The sequence below is a fragment of the Bernardetia sp. genome (assembly GCF_020630935.1).
Taxonomy (GTDB): Bacteria; Bacteroidota; Bacteroidia; order Cytophagales; family Bernardetiaceae; genus Bernardetia.
This window is the reverse complement of record NZ_JAHDIG010000089.1, coordinates 1-15876: the sequence shown is the minus strand read 5'-3', so window position 1 is coordinate 15876 and position 15876 is coordinate 1. Positions and strand designations below refer to the sequence as shown.

Genomic DNA, 15876 nt, shown 5'->3' with positions numbered 1-15876 from the left:
TGTTTTATGAAAAAATAAATCAAATTTAACAAAATTGTAGTAGATAATTACTTAAGAAACAACCATCGTTTGTATAAGCACTTGCCACTACTTGTCCATTTTGAGAAACTGTTACCAAAGACTGAACCGTTGAAGGAGAAGTACAGCCTTTCAAAGAACCACCATCGCTTTATAGGATACTCCCGTAGTTTCCAGTAAACAAATAAAAACTTATCCTTCATCTACAGCCTCATCTGTATTTTCATCAACTTTATACTTTGATTCTATATTCTGAATATGGTTTTCTAAATCTTCAAAATTTGAAAAGACTTGGATTTGAGAAAGTCTGTTATCCTCCTCTTCTTCGCCTTCAAAACTGTCATCTTCTTGTAGTTCTGTTTCCTGCTTCTCTACATCAAAATTTTGTAATTCATTTTCTTGAGATGATTCAGAGACTTTAGCATTTTTAGTTTCTACCTCTATAATTTTTTCTTCTGTCTTGATTTCTAACTCATTCATAGGATGCTTCAAAGAATTTAGATTTTGTTCTTCATCTACCTTTTTTTCGATATTAGGGTTGCTCTCAAGCTGAACATTCTGTACTGCGTTCGTTGTTACTTCCTCTACTTTTTCTTTAGGGTTCTCATATTCTTCCATAAGTTCTTCCAACTCATCGTCTGTATAAACAGGACTTTCTGGGTGAGTGTATTGTCTCATCCAAACTTCGCCTTCTTCTATAGTTTTGAAAACAGCACAATTAACTAACGAAGTGAGTTTTTCTCCCATTCCATATTTCAATGAAAAGACAGCAAAAATATCTTTATCTGAAACCACAGTAGCAAAGTGTTTCAATCCTGCATCGTGTACCATCTGCGACCAAACCTCGTTTGCCCAACGTGGAATATTTGGGTTTGTGCCTTTAAACTTTTGAGCATCCAAAAACAAACATTTTACTTTTGTATGACGAATCATGGCAACTTCTTTCAAAAGCACTTCACGCACTTTTTCCTCACCTACGAACTGTTTCCATACTACATCAATACGACGTTTTTCTGGAATCCATCTCATCGAAATATAATCAGTTTCGAAATGTGTGGGCGTATCTACAATGTTTTTGTGTAAAGTTTCTGCTAGAGGCTGCTCTTCTGGAGGACGCTTTGTAGGTGGGAAAATTGGGCGTAAGCTAGAAGATTTTTCTGTATTTATATCATTATTTATGTTCATATCCGTATTGCTACAAAGTAAATAGAATAGAAAAAGTAGCGACAAGTAAAAAATTACAAACTATCTTATCTGATAGCTTATAGCTTTGTCTTGACTGTTTTTTATTGAATTATTTATAGAATAGGATTTATTATTGTAACGCTTTTTACTTCAAATAGTTAGCCAGCAGAATTTTGTTGATAGACTAAAAAGTGGTTTTTGTCGAAACAAAAAAATATTATTTTATCTCTTCATAAAGCTCCAAAATCTTCTTTGCTAGATTTTCCCACGAATATTTTTCTTTAAAGTCTCTTAAGTTTTCGTCATAATCTATGTCTTTTTTATTCTCAAAAAGTTCTTCTATAGCACCTTGAATCGCTTTTGATGTTGGTTCTTTGGCAATTGTTCCTGCATTGTAAGGCTCTATCAAATCACGAAGTCCTCCCACATCAGTAACTACAGAAGGTACTTCAAAATGAAAAGCAATAGCAGAAACACCACTTTGTGTAGCATGTCTGTAAGGCAAGACATTGGCATCAGCAGCCGAAAAAAGCAAATTTACTTCTTGGTCGGAAACATAACGCAGACGAGTATCTATGTTTTGTTTTTTTGGATGATTGTCTAATTGGCTTTGTAATGCTGCATTTTCACTATCTGACAAATACGACTCTCCTGCAATGATTAAAAAATAACTCTCATCAAGATATTTGAAGGCTTCCAAGAGCAAATCCAAACCTTTATACTTTCTAACAAAACCAAAATAGAGTAAGATTTTTTTATGCTCTATCCCTTCAATTTCTGATAGTCCTAGTTTTTCTAAGGCTTCTTTTTTGGCTATTTTTTCTCCAAAATGCTCATAAATTGGATGTGGATGAAAAATATATTTTGCATCTGGTTTTCGCTCCAAAAGGTCTCTTTCTACTGATTTGCTCATTACGATATAAGCATCTGTATTTTTGAGGAAATATTTGGTAAAAGTTTCATCAAAAAAACGCTTTTCATGAGGAATCATATTATCTACAATGACAATCGATTTTGTTCCTTTTTTCTTCAACTTTTTAGCTACCGTTCCCAAAGCTGGTGCAAAAAAAGGTAACCAATAACGCATTAGAAGCAAATTAGGCTTTTCTTTGGTAATCTTTGAAGCTGTATTTAGATATGAAATAGGATTTATGCTACTTATAGTTCGTTGTGTAGGAATAGGGTCTGCGTTGTCTTCCGAAGTGGCATACTGTGTCTGTCCAGGGAAAAGCAATTCTGGATATTGTGTGGTAAAATTATAAGCAGAAACCGAAACATTCAGCTTTTCAAAATTGCGATACAAAAGTGCATTAAACTGTGCAATTCCTCCACGAAACGGATAAAAAGTAGATAAATAAGCTATTTTCATGTACTTGGTGTAGTGTAGTCTTTAGACTGCAAATTAAAAACCATCAACTCACAAAGGTAAATTGATGGTTTAAAGGACGGTATTTTTTTTATGAATATAAAGTTTTTCTATGCTTTTTAATGGATTTAAAGAATTTATAAAGCTGGTAAAAAATGAGGTGATGTATCTTGCTCACCAAAAGACTTTGCATTTAACTTTGAAACTGGAGTTTCATCAGAATTTGTCTCTTGATAATATAACTTGTTTTGATTATGCTGAAAATACATCAATACAAAAGATAAAACAATCAGCCCTAATAAAGCAGCAAAAGTAACGTTCTCTTTTTGCTTGAAAAAAATATGCTTTTTCATGGAAAAAATAAAAATTTATATAAAGTAGTTATTGTTAGTTGATTGTGCTTGTTATTCTATCTCTTCAATAGTATTATTATTTATATTCCAGTTGATTATACGAAAATAAAAAATAGTTGTTGCAACAATTATCATTTTTATCAAAAAAAAAATTCTTAAAAAAATGATAAAAAGATATTGACTTAGAGTATTGGACATGAGATAAAAAGTTGTTGGTGTCGCTACACTAAAACACCAATGAACGGTAATTTTCCCTGTTCTGTGCCTCACAGAACAGCAATATCTATTGATGTCCAGTACTCTAATCTTGACTATTCATATTTTACACAAAAATAAAATCAACTTATTAACAATAGATTGCCAAATTTAGTTCTATTGATTAATTCCAAAGTAAATATTTTGAGTCTGTAAAAACACAAACCAATATCACAACAACTGCATCTAATTTTAACTTAATCCTTCAATAAACCCATTTTGAATATCAATTTGTAAGGCTTGAGGTTCTTTTGGAAGCCCAGGCATACGCATAATTGTACCAGCAACAGCAACAATAAAACCTGCTCCACTATTGATAACCAAATCTTCAATAGTAATGATAAAATCTTTTGCTACGCCTAGTTTTTGAGCATCATCTGAAAAAGAATATTGCGTTTTGGCAATGCAAATAGGAAAATCAGAGAAACCTAACTTTTCAATCTTAGCAATCATTTTCTGCGCCTTATCTGAAAAAGAAATATCGTTTGCTCCATACATTTTTTGAGCTACTTTCTTGATTTTTATTTCTATGCTATCCTCATTTTCATACGTCAAAGTCAATGGTTTTGAAGGGTTATTTTCACAAACTTCAACAACTGTTTGGGCAAGCTGTCCTGCTCCTTTTCCTCCTTCTAAAAAAGAATTATTGATTGCAAGCTTAACTCCTTTACTTTCACAAAAATCTTTTAAAAATGCAATTTCTTCATCTGTATCAAAATCGTATTTATTAAATGCTACCACCACTGACTGTCCAAAAGATTGCATATTTTCGATATGCTTCTCTAGATTTTTTGTACCTTCTTTGATTCCTTCCAAGTTTGGTTTTTTGATGTCTGCTTCTGCTACCTTTCCATGCAATTTGAGTGCCTGTGAAGTTGCCACAATCACAGTAACTTTTGGAGAAAGTCCTGATTTACGACACTTGATATTCATAAATTTTTCTGCGCCCAAATCTGCGCCAAACCCAGCTTCTGTAACTACATAATCAGCAAAATTCATAGCCATTTTGGTTGCCAAAACAGAGTTACAACCGTGAGCAATATTAGCAAAAGGTCCTCCGTGAATAATAGAAGCTGTATTTTCTGTCGTTTGAACTAAATTAGGCTGAATAGCATCTTTCAGAAGTACCGTAATTGCTCCTTCAAAACCCAAATCTTTCACAAATACAGGCTCTTGGCATACTCTATATCCTAAAAGAATATTTCCGATACGTTTTTTCAAATCCTCCAAATCAGTAGCCAAACACAAAATCGCCATAATTTCAGAAGCAGGTGTAATATCAAAACCTGTTTCGGTCGGAACGCCATTACTAATACTTCCCAAACCTGTTACCACATTGCGAAGTGTACGGTCATTGACATCCAGCACTCTTTTCCAAAGAATCTGACGAAGCTGTTTTTCCGAACCTCTATTCTGAAATTGATAATTATCAAGCAAAGCAGAAATCATATTATTTGCCGAAGTAATGGCGTGAAAATCTCCTGTAAAGTGCAGATTTATATTCTCCATTGGCAAAACCTGTGCATATCCTCCACCTGCTGCACCACCTTTCATTCCAAAACAAGGTCCGAGTGAAGGCTCACGTAATGCAACAATAGCTTTCTTTCCAATCTTTGCTAGTCCTAATCCTAAGCCAACCGAAGTTGTTGTTTTTCCAATGCCTGCTTTTGTCGGTGTAATAGCTGTTACTAAAATTAGATTTGATTTTTCACTTTGATTTTCAAAATTATTTTCATTTTCTAATAATTCTAAAGGCAGCTTTGCAATATATTTTCCATAAGGAATGAGCTTCTCGGTTGGAATATCTAGTTTTTCAGCTATTTCAGAAATAGGCAAAAGTGTAGTTTGGCGAGAGATTTCTATATCAGATTTCATAAGACTTGAGTTGTTTGTGTTTAGTATTCTGAACTTTCAATCTTGAAAGAAACATTAATTTTTGGATTAGATGTGGTGGTGTCTTCTACTGGCAAGATAATGAATTCGAATGTAGGTTCTTTACCCGTTTTTTGACAAGTTTGTCCACCTAAAATTGAAATGGAATATAACCCTTTTGGTAGTTTGATTTGAGCTTTTCTATTTTTGAGTAATTTATCAATCTTTTCGACAGTAAAATCTTTTAGATAGGGGATTGTAAAAAGACAAATTATTTCGCTCTGTACTTCTAGTAAATATCCTTTCTGATGAATCTGTAAGTCGTTTTGAGGTTTTAGAAGTTCTATGTTTTCTCCCATCAAGTTGAAATAGATGGTATAAGGATAATTCTGAACTTGTGATAAGGGAATCATTTTTCTCTCTCTTACAGCTATTTCTCCAAAATCTGTAGTGGTAAAAGTTGTGATTAAATCATTTGGTAGATTATGCTGTTTTTTAAACTCTAGTAGTGTAAATGGATCAGCCAAAATGAAATAATCAAATAAATCGTTTAGCTGTTCTTCAAATTTGTATATTTTCATTTCTTCTAAAAAGGAGGTTCATCATCAAAATCAATAGACTTTTTATCATTTTTCAAATCATCGTCTATCGGATTCATATTATTTCCTTTGCTTTGAAGTGTCGTAAAACCATCATCTATTGGAGGCATAGAGGAAAGGTTATCATTTGCATTTGGAAAACCACTATCATAGCCTGTATTTCCAGCAGAAAAACCAGCCTCATCCATATCTTGAAAACGTGTATATTTTCCTACAAACTGTAACTTGACTGTTTCCAAACTACCATGACGGTTTTTTGCTAAGATAACCTCTGCCATTCCGTGCGTAGGATTACCCATTTCGTCTTGTGTAATTTCATAATATTCTGGACGATAAAGGAAAATTACCATATCTGCGTCCTGCTCAATGGATCCACTTTCTCTTAAATCTGAAAGCATTGGTTTTTTATCTCCTCCACGAGTTTCTACGGCACGAGAAAGCTGTGAGAGTGCCATTACAGGAACATCCAATTCCTTAGCCAACTGTTTTAAAGCCCTTGAAATACCTGCAATTTCTTGCTCACGATTTCCGCCTCCTTTTCCAGCATCTCCAGACATAAGTTGAAGGTAATCAATGACAATCATATCCAAATTGTGCTGCGATTTTAGCCTTCTTGCTTTTGCACGCAGTTCTAGCATCGTGATAGCTGGCGTATCATCTATAAAAATCTTAGAAGCTGAAAGTTGTGTAGTTCTATGAACAAGTTGCGCCCACTCGTGGTCTTCAATATTTCCATTTCGGAGCTTATGACTTTCTATTTCTGCTTCTGACGACATCATACGAGTTAGAAGCTGCTCTGCCGACATCTCTAGTGAAAAAATAGCTACACAGTGTTCATATCTAACGGCTGCATTGGCAAGAGCGGACAAGACAAAAGCTGTATTGTGTGTCAATATAAAATCATCAGTTACATAGAGGCTATCAGCACTATCAATTTTGATACAAGAGGCGTCTTTATTGCCAATAAATTCGATTTTAGTGATATATTTAAAAAGTGGAGAAAGGCTTGTATTGGTAGAAATCTGTGAACCAGTCTCTAAATCTGAAAGACTTGCAGGAAGTTCAAAATCTAAATGATAAACTATTTCTCCTTTGCTATTCTTCTTTTCTTCACAAAAAACCATTCCACCCAGTGAGCGAATCAAGAATGTAAAATCATCTTTGATTCTATCTGAATCTGTTTGATATTTCCCTCGTGTTTCGTTGTTGCTATCCTTATTCAAACGACCAGAAAATGCCATCATTCCACCTAAAAGCTCTGTACGCTGTTTGACACTTCCCCACAAGTATTCCTTTGGAATAAAGGGTTCTTCTGCAAAAGTTGCCATCTGTTCGCCAAAAGCATTTTGAAGTTTTTCGTAAGTTTCTGCCATTTTCTCGCTAGTCTTGAAAGCATTTTTGTCTGCAAGAAGACTTGTTTCTCCTTGATTTGCTACGAAAAGACCTAACAAATAACAGCTCAAAGGCAATTTTTTTTCCTCAAATTGCATCGGCATAACCATCGGAATATAATGGTTGGGTTTTCCTGCTCCTGTCAGAAGTGTTTTTCTGATTTGTGCCAAAGAACGAACTGCCAGTTTGTTTTCAGATTGCTCAAAAGTTATCCATAAGTGTTCTTCACAACACTCGGTACTTGTTCCATCTTCAAAAATAATTCTGTAAATTGGCTTTTTTCCTTGTGGAAAAACCTCTTTTACTTCGTGAAATTTCCCATCACTTCCTCCCAAAAAATCGCCTTTCCGAACCTCTCCCATCGTAGTCCAACCCTTTGGAGAAAGCAGTTTTGCGCTGTGAGGTTGTGCTTTTCCCATACCAGGGCGAGCTGCCAAAATAATCAAATCAGAACGCTGCCAACCTGCCGTAATTCTATCTAAAGATGTGAATCCACTTTGTATTCCAGTAATACCTGTTTTATTTTTTCGCTTTTCCTCTAAATCTTTGAGTGTACTCAAATAGACAGAAGCCATATCTGAAGTACGTTTTCTGACGTTGTCTTCTGTAATTTCGAAAAGTTCATGTTGGGTTTCATCTAAAAGCTCAAAAGCATCTGTGGTATCTTCAAAAGCATTTTGGCGCACCGTAGAAGCAACACCAATCATTTTCCTTTTGATGGCACGCTCCACAATTTCGTGAGCGTGATAAACAACATTGGAAGACGAACTAACTTCTGTCGTGAGGCGCACAAGTGCATAAGCCCCACCAACGATTTCTAAATTACCATTTTTTTCTAATTGTGTTCGGACAGTCAGAAGGTCGATAGGAGAACCTTTCGCTGAAAGCTCTAGCATGGCTTGGTAGATAAGCTGATGAGCATCTTTGTAAAAACTATCTGCCTTCAAAATATCGACAACATCTTCAAAAGCCTTTTTTTCCAATAAAAGCGCACCCAAAACAGCCTCTTCCAAGGGAATGGACTGAGGAGGAAGTTTGCCCATTTCGTTTGCCAAATCATTAGCAAAGCCATTTTGCTTTTTCTTATTGAATGTTCCTTTTTTAGAAAAACTATTGCTTTTGTTATCCATTTTCAGCGTCTTATCTACCTATTGAATATATTGATTGTTTTTATACAAATTTACTAAAAATAATAGCATAAACTAAAAAGTTTTACCTTTAATTTAATAGCTTACAAAGCTATACAAATGCTATACATATATTATCAGATTTTGAAGTACTCAAACTTACTTTTACATAAAATTAGTTCTTAAAATATAAAATACATAAATTCCTACATCTTAAGAAATTCATCAGAACATAAAATCAAATGCTTTTTTTTAGAATTATATTAATCGTTATGGGTTTGCTATTTACCTTCATTGGTATAGTGGGAATAGGAGCTGAAATCCGACAGTACAATAATTATACTCATACACAAGGTAGAGTTATTGGCGATACTCTTTTATATTATGAGAATTCTTCATCAAGTGATTTTGATGATGCTATGGTACATGCTGTTGTTAGTTATGAAACAAAAGAAGGACAAGAAGTAACATTTATAGAGCGACAAGGTGAGAATGGAGAGAGTAGCTTTGAAAAAGGAGAACAAGTAAAGGTTTTATATGACCATACAAGACCAAATTTTCTTAGAAAACATTCTAGGTTGTATAGTTTTACTACCTTTTGGAAAGGAGGTATTTTTGGTGTATTTGGTATTTTATTCATCCTAATAGGAATAGCTCTTGGATTTTTGAAGAGAGGTAAATCGAAATCTTCTTATTAAATTTAGGTTTGTACTTTAGAGCTTGTTTAAACAAGCTCTTAGGGCAATAATTACCTTACCCAATATTATGAAAAAAACATCCTATTCTCTTTCTCTGCTTTTTGCTTTTCTGTTTCTAATTTCTTTCAAAAGCTATTCTCAACGTATCGGACTTGGCTTTTTGTTTCGTCCTAACCTAACTGTCGGTACGGCTATCGTTCCCACTCAAAAGGTAGAAGACAGTTTGAAGTTTGGAATCAATCGCTTTTATGCCAATATGGTTGTGCCTCTGAGTGGAAAATTAAAGTTAGATATAAAAAACATCAATGCTTCTTTTACACAGCACTTCTTGACGATAAACACAGGTTTACGTTTGCCACAAGGCGATTTAGTAGAAGACAATACTAGAATCTACAACCTTTCAGCAGGGATTACTGGTGTTCATGCCAATATCAGAAGTGGCATTTGGTTTTATACTGTCAATGGTGGAATTGTACAAGACATTCAAAAGCTAGACGAATCTAGTCCGTTTTTTACGGCTGCTGGAGCATATATTCGTGTGAAGGGAATTTATAAGCATAATATTTATGGTGTTGCTCTTTTGTATCAATACGAACGTTTTTTGCCTGTGCCTATTTTGGGAATCAATCGTAGATACAACAAAAAATGGTTTTTAGAATTGCTTTTACCTGCACAGGGCGCAATGCGTTATGAGTTTAGCAAAAAATTTAAAGCTGGTGTGTTGGTAGGTTTGGGAAGTTTTCGTGCTGGTGTAAATCCATCTAATAGAATTACATTACCCAACTTAGGGAATAAAGGAAATCTAAATCTCAATTATACCGAACTCAAAATTACATCGGTAGCAGAACTCAAAATCAAAAATGGAATCTTTTTAAGCAGTGAAATAGGTGTTTCGACAGCTCGTAATTTGTCTTTTTTACGTACTTCTGAAAACCAAATTGACTTTGGAGCTTCTACTGTTCCGTATGGCGCAATCAATTTGCATATAGATTTACAAAAATCTAAGACAAGCCCGATTAGTTCTCGTTTGTTTGGAAATGATTTTTAAACTACTCTTCATCTTTCATCACAGGAATAGCAGGGTCTTTAGAGTTAGGATTATTCATTGCTGTATCAATTTCTATATCCTTTTGATTAGATGTTTTGAGTCGGTTAGTTTCTTCATATTGCAAACTGTCTTGCAAGAAAGCGTCGTTTATTTTCTCTTCTTGACTCTTTCCACAAGCACAAAACCCTAAAATAAATAATATCAAAAAAATGTATTTGTGTAGCATTGGTCTATGAGTATTTTATTTTTGTAAATTTAAGTTCCTAATTACACACAAGTATAAGGCAAGCAAATGAACAATTTAAAATTAAAAATGAAAAATTAACTAAAATTTTATTTATCAAAACTTTCTACGATGAAAAAGTATGTCAACTTTGAGTAAATATTTAGTATTTTTATCGCTTAATGTTGCATAATTATCAACTGTTCATTTTTTCCTATCCCACTATTTGTTTTGCTCCGATTTTTTGAAGTTTATTCTGACAAGTTCCAATCATTAATTTCTCATTATTCCAAAAAATTTAATGGAAATATTATTCGTTTTCTGATTTGGAAAGGAGAATATTTGTCTGACAAAAACTTTTTATTAGTAGTCAGTATTTTTATCGGAATTTTGGCAGGACTGGCAGCTATGTTTCTTCGAACGACGGTAATTTGGGTAGAACATAATTTGGCTTCTTCTAGTCAGTTTTCAGAAAACTACAATTACGGACTGCTATTCTATCCTACTATTGGACTTCTCATTACAGCATTTTTAGGTAATCGGATTTTCAAAACTGACTTCGGACACGGCTTTACAGATATTCTTTATTCCATTTCTAAAAAAGACGGAAAGATAAAGTTCAGTAATATCTACTCTCGTATGATAGGTGCAATTTTCACAGTCGGCTTTGGTGGGTCAGCAGGTTTGGAAGCTCCGATTGTAATGTCTGGGGCAGCTATTGGCTCAAATACAAGTAGTGCTATGCTTTTTGCCAAGAAACAGCGTATTTTGCTTGTTGCTTGTGGTGTGGCTGGTACAATTGCAGCCATTTTTGATGCGCCGATTGGAGGTGTTATTTTTGCAGCAGAAGTGATTTTATTTGATGTCAGTATTGCTAATATCGTCCCTATTTTACTTGCCTCTGTGGCTGCAAAACTTACAGCTTTGCTTTTGGGTGGAGACGATGCCATTTTTACATTTCGCTTGAAAGATGCCTTTCAAACTATTGATGTTCCCTATTGTATTGTTTTGGGAGTAGCGTGTGGTCTTCTGTCGCTCTATTTTATGGAAGTTGTCAAAAAGATAAACAAACTTGCAAATAAAATTGAAAATCCTTATCTGAAAGCTCTCATCGGAGGACTGTTTTTATCTGCTCTAATTGTCATTTTTCCACCTGTGTACGGAGAGGGAACAATGCTTTTGAAATCGCTTTTGAGTGGCAGTGAAATTGTAATTTTTGCCAATAGCATTATTTTTAAAGAACTTCCTCCACAGTCTGTATTTTTGGGTTATGTAGTAATTATGTTACTCTTTAAATGTATTGCTTCTGCCATCACGATTGCAGCAGGAGGAAGTGGTGGTACGTTTGCGCCTTCGCTTTTTTTAGGTGGTGTATTGGGTTTCACTTTTGCTAGAATAGTCAATATCACAGGTTGGGAAACGCTTTCAGAAAGTAATTTTATTCTCTTCGGAATGTGTGCAGCCATTTGTGGTGTTCAGTACGCACCTTTGGCAGCTATCTTCTTGATTGCTGAACTGACTGGAGGCTATGAGCTTTTTGTTCCTCTGATGCTCATTTCAGCAGTTACTTATATTACAGTTACCTATTTTGAGCCTCACTCGCCTTACACAAGAGAGCTAATAGAAAAAGGCGACATCATAAAAGGCGACCAAGACAAAAAAGTGTTGAGCAAACTCAAAATCAACAAACTGATAGAAAAAGATTTCAAATCTGTTCCAGAAAAAGGCACTCTTCAAGACCTTGTAGGAGCGATTCAACTTAGCCACAGAAACTTATTTCCTGTCTTGAATGAAGAAAAAGAATTTGTAGGAATGATTCTTCTAAATGACGTTCGTAAACTGATGTTTGAAGCAGAAAAATATGAAACCACTCCTTTGCGTGATTTGATGCAACGCCCTTCCGAAATAATAGAATATGGCGAGACGATGGACAGCGTGATGAAAAAATTTGAAAATAGTGGGGCATGGAATCTTCCAGTAATTAAGAAGGGGAAATATTTAGGCTTTGTTTCTAAATCCACCATTTTCAACAAATACAGAGAGGGAATGCAGGAGGAAAACCAGCAAATTTGGTAGGAAAAATAAACTTGTATGCTGCATTTTGATATTTTTCTGCGTAAGGGTTTAAAAAATTGTAAGGATAAGGCATGTCTTATTCTTGCATAAAATCACATCAATTTGTAAATGTTATCACAACTAAATCCAAATGTCATGAAGAAAATTTATCAAATTACTTTAGTTACTCTTTTTATATTTCTAGGACAAGGGAATTTAGTTTTTGGGCAAACAGATATACAAAAAGCCATTTCAAGTAAAATAGTTTGTGTTCAAGCAAACTCTAATACGAATGATAAAGAACAAATAAATAATACAGAAGAGGAAGAAAATTTATCTACAAAACTAGATACAAAAAATGCTGCTCCAATATGTGGAACAATTACTATACGCTGCACGGGTTCTACTCTTCCTCAATCTCCACTTTTTATAATTGATGGAGTTCCTTTTTCAGAAAACGATGAAGCTGTCAAAAATCTCTCTCCAAATGACATAAAAAGCATCAGTATATTAAAAGGTGAAGGAGGAACAGCTCTCTATGGAAGTAGAGGAACTAATGGTGTAATCCTTATCACAACCAAAAATAAAGAAGAATCAAAACCTAATAAAACTATAAGAATACGTTGCCGAGCTACAATCGTTGAGAATCGCTTGCCACTTTTTGTAATTAACAAAAAAATTTCAGATTATGACATTAGTTCTAAGAACAGTATTAATAGAGTTTCTTCAGATGATATAGAAAGTATTAAAGTACTCACGTCAGCAATAGATATTTTTGGGAATAGAGGAAAAAATGGTGCAGTTATAATCAATATAAAAAAAGAAGAAAAGTCAATAGAAGAAAACACAATCGATGTGCAAAACTATCAATCATCATTTGATAATCCTTTTTATATAATAGATGGAGTGCCATACTCAGAAGCGAATGAGTTAATGAAAAATATTTTACCAAAGGATATAAAAAGTATTGAGATATTAAAAGGAGCAGCAGCAACAGCTATTTGGGGGAGCAGAGCAGTAAACGGTGTAATCCTTATCACAACTAAAAAGAAAGAAGTTAAAGAGAAAAAAATAGAAAAACAACCAAAAGAAGTAACTCTAAATGTCTTTCCCAATCCTAGTTCAGAAATTGTAAATATTGATTTTAGCTTAGAGGAAACAGCACAAGTCAGAATAACTATCCATAACCTTCAAACTTTTGAGAGCTACACAATAACAGAAGAGAAATTTGAAGCAGGAGAACAAAATATAAAATACGACCTTGAAAAATTAGAGCAAGGCACATACAACATCAAAATTCAGATAGGAAAGCAAGTTATTCATAGAAAAATTTTGGTGCAGAAATAAAAGTGATTTTGACAGCTCTGATTTTCAAAAAAGCGTATTTCATTTTTACTGTAATACGCTTTTTTGTGCGTACATTTGAAACAACGTAACTCATTCTTTAGAATGAATTTTTATAACTTTGGCATAAAGCAATACAATGACAACAGAAAAATATATTTGTGAAAACTGTGGCAATCACGAGTTTGTAACTAAGCCCAACCAGTTTGATTTATTTTCAGTAGAAGATGGAAAACTTGTCTTTCAAGAAACAATGCTTGTAGAAGACGACAAAAAAATAGAACTTTTTTGTTTTGAGTGTGATAAAAAACTAGAGTTTGATGAGGAAGATTTGGAGTTTTGATGTATAATAGAAAAGAAATAATAACACAGGACGGTTATTATCTACTTGAAGAAGTTGGTAAGAATGTTAAACTTGACAAAGAAAAGAAATTAGGTCTAGAGCTATATCTTAGAGTAGAGTTTAGAGATAACTACAAAAGAACCACAATCATACCTTGGAATTTAGATTTCAAAAGTAAAGTCTTGAATTATTTTATAAACGTTTTCCCTCCTGATGGCTCTAAGATTACAAAGTTTTTCATTGATAAAAATAGCAATTTGTGTATTTTGTATGAAGAGTACCAAAATTTTGAGAATGAGATGCACTTTGATCCATTCAATTTGGATAAAAAGTCTGAGTGGTTGGCTACATTTGATTTCTTTAGGCAAAAATGGAAGCTCAAACGTATAAGATATTTAGAATACTTAAAAAAATCACAGTTAGATTCTTAAATCTAAAATCATAGTTAGCTACGCTGATTGTTACACAATTCTAAATTTGCATTTATGTACGAAATAAAAATCCCAGTTTTTGAAGGCGCATTTGATTTGTTACTTTTCTTTATTGAAAGAGACGAATTAGATATTTATGATATTCCAATTACGAAGGTTACGACCGACTTTTTGGAGTATATCCGTACGCTAGAAAAAATGAATATTGAGCTTGCCAGCGAGTTTATTGTAGTAGCTGCAACGCTCATGCAGATTAAAGCAAAGATGCTTTTGCCTCGTGAGCAGGTAGATGAGGAAGGAAATATCATTGACCCAAGAAAAGAACTTGTACAGCAGCTTTTAGAATACAAGCGTTATCGCCCTGTGATAGAACAGCTTTCTAATTTGGAAGATGATGCTCTAGCAAGAGAAACAAGGGGAAATATTATCTCCGAGCTCAAATCGCTCAATAAAGTCCGTCCAGAAGATGTAGATTTGGAAGATGTGGATTTGTACAAACTTCTCAAAGCCTTTCAAAATGCAATGGAACTACACGAACTTTCGAAACCTAAGATGACCAACATCAAACCTTATCCGTATAGCGTAGATAGGCAAAGAGATTATGTCATCAATAAAGTCAAGACGATTGGGAGAGTAAATTTTGTGGAAGTCTTGAAAGAGAGTGGCAACCGTGTTTTGGTGGTATTTAATTTTTTGGCTATTTTAGAACTCATACAAGTAGGAGAAATTCGTTTAGAAATTACAGAAGAGCCTAACTTCAATGAGTTTATTCTTGTGAAAGGAGAGCCTTCTGTGGTGGGATAAGTGAGTTTTTTCTCAAATTATATCACCAAAAAATGCTTATCACTTATGTTACGTCATTCAATAGTTTTACTTTGTCTAGGTTTTCTAACTTTTTCTTGTCAAAACTCATCAGAAAAACAAGCAAATCAAACACAAGAAACCAAAACAGAAACGTCTTCTCAAACTTCATCAGATGTAAATACTTCTGAAAATACAGAAACAACCAAAGCAGAAACTCAAACAAAAAACACAAGTACACCTATTTCAGCTACTCAAACAGAAAATACAGTCGAAATAAGCCGACTACCTCAAAATATAGACGAATTTTTAGAAGTTCGTGATAAGATTTCCCAAACTCCAGAAGGAGGAGCAGCAATGTTTATTGTGGCTACAATGATGTATGTCAATTCTCCAGAGAATGATTTAGCTCCCATAACTGTAGCCGTAGCAAAAAAACGACTGCAAGAAAACACCAAAGGCTATAAAGGCTACATTCCCAACCCTTCTGACCTCAGACTGATAAAAGACCAGTTCAAACGCTATCCGTTTTTGCCCAACTCTTATGTTTTGGGAACATCTCCACAAGATGGATATAACATATCAGACAAACCTTTAAAGTTTAGTTTTTCTACGAATAAATACAGTGGTTCGGCTGATGAGGGAAGCCTAAAACTTTTTGTACCGTCTTCGGGTGCAGATTCTCCACGCCCTATAAAAGTAACTCGCAATGACAAAGGCGTATGGAAAGCTGACGAATGGAGCAGCCTTTTAGTAGGCATCCGAA

The 15876-nt window shown here is 34.2% G+C and carries 15 protein-coding genes; 8 read left to right on the top strand and 7 right to left on the bottom strand.

Annotated elements, in window-relative coordinates; genetic code table 11:
• Positions 1-210 precede the first annotated feature (210 nt).
• The 6 genes from QZ659_RS18360 to dnaB form a co-directional block, all read right to left on the bottom strand.
• Positions 211-1203: a hypothetical protein gene (locus QZ659_RS18360; RefSeq protein WP_291728130.1), complete on the bottom strand. Its 993-nt coding sequence runs from the start codon at positions 1201-1203 to the stop codon at positions 211-213.
• A 217-nt stretch (positions 1204-1420) separates the two neighbouring features.
• Positions 1421-2572, bottom strand: a complete 1152-nt coding sequence (locus tag QZ659_RS18355; protein WP_291728127.1) for a glycosyltransferase — start codon at positions 2570-2572, stop codon at positions 1421-1423.
• A gap of 134 nt (positions 2573-2706) precedes the next feature.
• Complete coding sequence (locus QZ659_RS18350) at positions 2707-2922, bottom strand: hypothetical protein (protein WP_291728125.1); 216 nt, start codon at positions 2920-2922, stop codon at positions 2707-2709.
• A 447-nt stretch (positions 2923-3369) separates the two neighbouring features.
• Positions 3370-5052 carry a formate--tetrahydrofolate ligase gene (locus QZ659_RS18345; protein WP_291728123.1) on the bottom strand — a complete coding sequence of 561 codons (1683 nt, stop codon included), beginning with the start codon at positions 5050-5052 and terminating at the stop codon, positions 3370-3372.
• A gap of 20 nt (positions 5053-5072) precedes the next feature.
• The gene (locus QZ659_RS18340; RefSeq protein ID WP_291728121.1) at positions 5073-5630 is read right to left on the bottom strand and encodes a hypothetical protein; all 558 of its coding nucleotides are present in this window, start codon (positions 5628-5630) and stop codon (positions 5073-5075) included.
• 5 nt (positions 5631-5635) lie between these two features.
• Positions 5636-8083, bottom strand: coding sequence for a replicative DNA helicase (gene dnaB, locus QZ659_RS18335; RefSeq protein WP_412728047.1), 2448 nt, complete (start codon positions 8081-8083; stop codon positions 5636-5638).
• Between the two features lie 326 nt (positions 8084-8409).
• Here dnaB and QZ659_RS18330 point away from each other — a divergent pair, with 326 nt between their 5' ends.
• Together QZ659_RS18330 and QZ659_RS18325 are read left to right on the top strand one after the other, a co-directional pair.
• Entirely contained in the window at positions 8410-8865 is a 456-nt protein-coding gene (locus tag QZ659_RS18330) for a DUF3592 domain-containing protein (protein WP_366935877.1), read from the top strand.
• Positions 8866-8932: 67 nt separating this feature from the next.
• On the top strand, positions 8933-9913 hold the full coding sequence (locus QZ659_RS18325) for a DUF6268 family outer membrane beta-barrel protein (RefSeq protein WP_291728117.1): 981 nt from the start codon (positions 8933-8935) through the stop codon (positions 9911-9913).
• A gap of 1 nt (position 9914) precedes the next feature.
• Here the strand turns inward: QZ659_RS18325 and QZ659_RS18320 are convergent, their stop codons facing one another.
• Positions 9915-10118, bottom strand: a complete 204-nt coding sequence (locus QZ659_RS18320; protein ID WP_291728115.1) for a hypothetical protein — start codon at positions 10116-10118, stop codon at positions 9915-9917.
• Between the two features lie 249 nt (positions 10119-10367).
• Here QZ659_RS18320 and QZ659_RS18315 point away from each other — a divergent pair, with 249 nt between their 5' ends.
• The 6 genes from QZ659_RS18315 to QZ659_RS18290 form a co-directional block, all read left to right on the top strand.
• On the top strand, positions 10368-12212 hold the full coding sequence (locus QZ659_RS18315; protein WP_291728113.1) for a chloride channel protein: 1845 nt from the start codon (positions 10368-10370) through the stop codon (positions 12210-12212).
• A gap of 135 nt (positions 12213-12347) precedes the next feature.
• Complete coding sequence (locus QZ659_RS18310; protein WP_291728111.1) at positions 12348-13538, top strand: TonB-dependent receptor plug domain-containing protein; 1191 nt, start codon at positions 12348-12350, stop codon at positions 13536-13538.
• Between the two features lie 136 nt (positions 13539-13674).
• The gene (locus QZ659_RS18305; RefSeq protein ID WP_291728109.1) at positions 13675-13878 is read left to right on the top strand and encodes a hypothetical protein; all 204 of its coding nucleotides are present in this window, start codon (positions 13675-13677) and stop codon (positions 13876-13878) included.
• A complete protein-coding gene (locus QZ659_RS18300) occupies positions 13878-14309 on the top strand; it encodes a hypothetical protein (protein ID WP_291728107.1) in 432 nt (143 codons plus the stop codon). Before QZ659_RS18305 ends, QZ659_RS18300 begins: the two co-directional genes overlap by 1 nt.
• Positions 14310-14363: 54 nt before the next feature.
• Entirely contained in the window at positions 14364-15113 is a 750-nt protein-coding gene (locus QZ659_RS18295) for a segregation and condensation protein A (RefSeq protein ID WP_291728105.1), read from the top strand.
• Positions 15114-15158: 45 nt separating this feature from the next.
• On the top strand, positions 15159-15876 hold a 718-nt coding region (locus QZ659_RS18290; RefSeq protein WP_291728103.1), incomplete at its 3' end, for a DUF6935 domain-containing protein.

Bases quoted from the DNA above. Each gene is read 5' to 3' on its own strand.
- QZ659_RS18330 (WP_366935877.1), top strand. From the start codon at position 8,410: ATGCTTTTTTTTAGAATTATATTAATCGTTATGGGTTTGCTATTTACC.
- QZ659_RS18305 (WP_291728109.1), top strand. From the start codon at position 13,675: ATGACAACAGAAAAATATATTTGTGAAAACTGTGGCAATCACGAGTTT.
- QZ659_RS18360 (WP_291728130.1), bottom strand. From the start codon at position 1,203: ATGAACATAAATAATGATATAAATACAGAAAAATCTTCTAGCTTACGC.
- QZ659_RS18350 (WP_291728125.1), bottom strand. From the start codon at position 2,922: ATGAAAAAGCATATTTTTTTCAAGCAAAAAGAGAACGTTACTTTTGCT.
- QZ659_RS18345 (WP_291728123.1), bottom strand. From the start codon at position 5,052: ATGAAATCTGATATAGAAATCTCTCGCCAAACTACACTTTTGCCTATT.
- QZ659_RS18300 (WP_291728107.1), top strand. From the start codon at position 13,878: ATGTATAATAGAAAAGAAATAATAACACAGGACGGTTATTATCTACTT.
- QZ659_RS18355 (WP_291728127.1), bottom strand. From the start codon at position 2,572: ATGAAAATAGCTTATTTATCTACTTTTTATCCGTTTCGTGGAGGAATT.
- QZ659_RS18340 (WP_291728121.1), bottom strand. From the start codon at position 5,630: ATGAAAATATACAAATTTGAAGAACAGCTAAACGATTTATTTGATTAT.
- QZ659_RS18310 (WP_291728111.1), top strand. From the start codon at position 12,348: ATGAAGAAAATTTATCAAATTACTTTAGTTACTCTTTTTATATTTCTA.
- QZ659_RS18325 (WP_291728117.1), top strand. From the start codon at position 8,933: ATGAAAAAAACATCCTATTCTCTTTCTCTGCTTTTTGCTTTTCTGTTT.
- dnaB (WP_412728047.1), bottom strand. From the start codon at position 8,083: ATGGGCAAACTTCCTCCTCAGTCCATTCCCTTGGAAGAGGCTGTTTTG.
- QZ659_RS18295 (WP_291728105.1), top strand. From the start codon at position 14,364: ATGTACGAAATAAAAATCCCAGTTTTTGAAGGCGCATTTGATTTGTTA.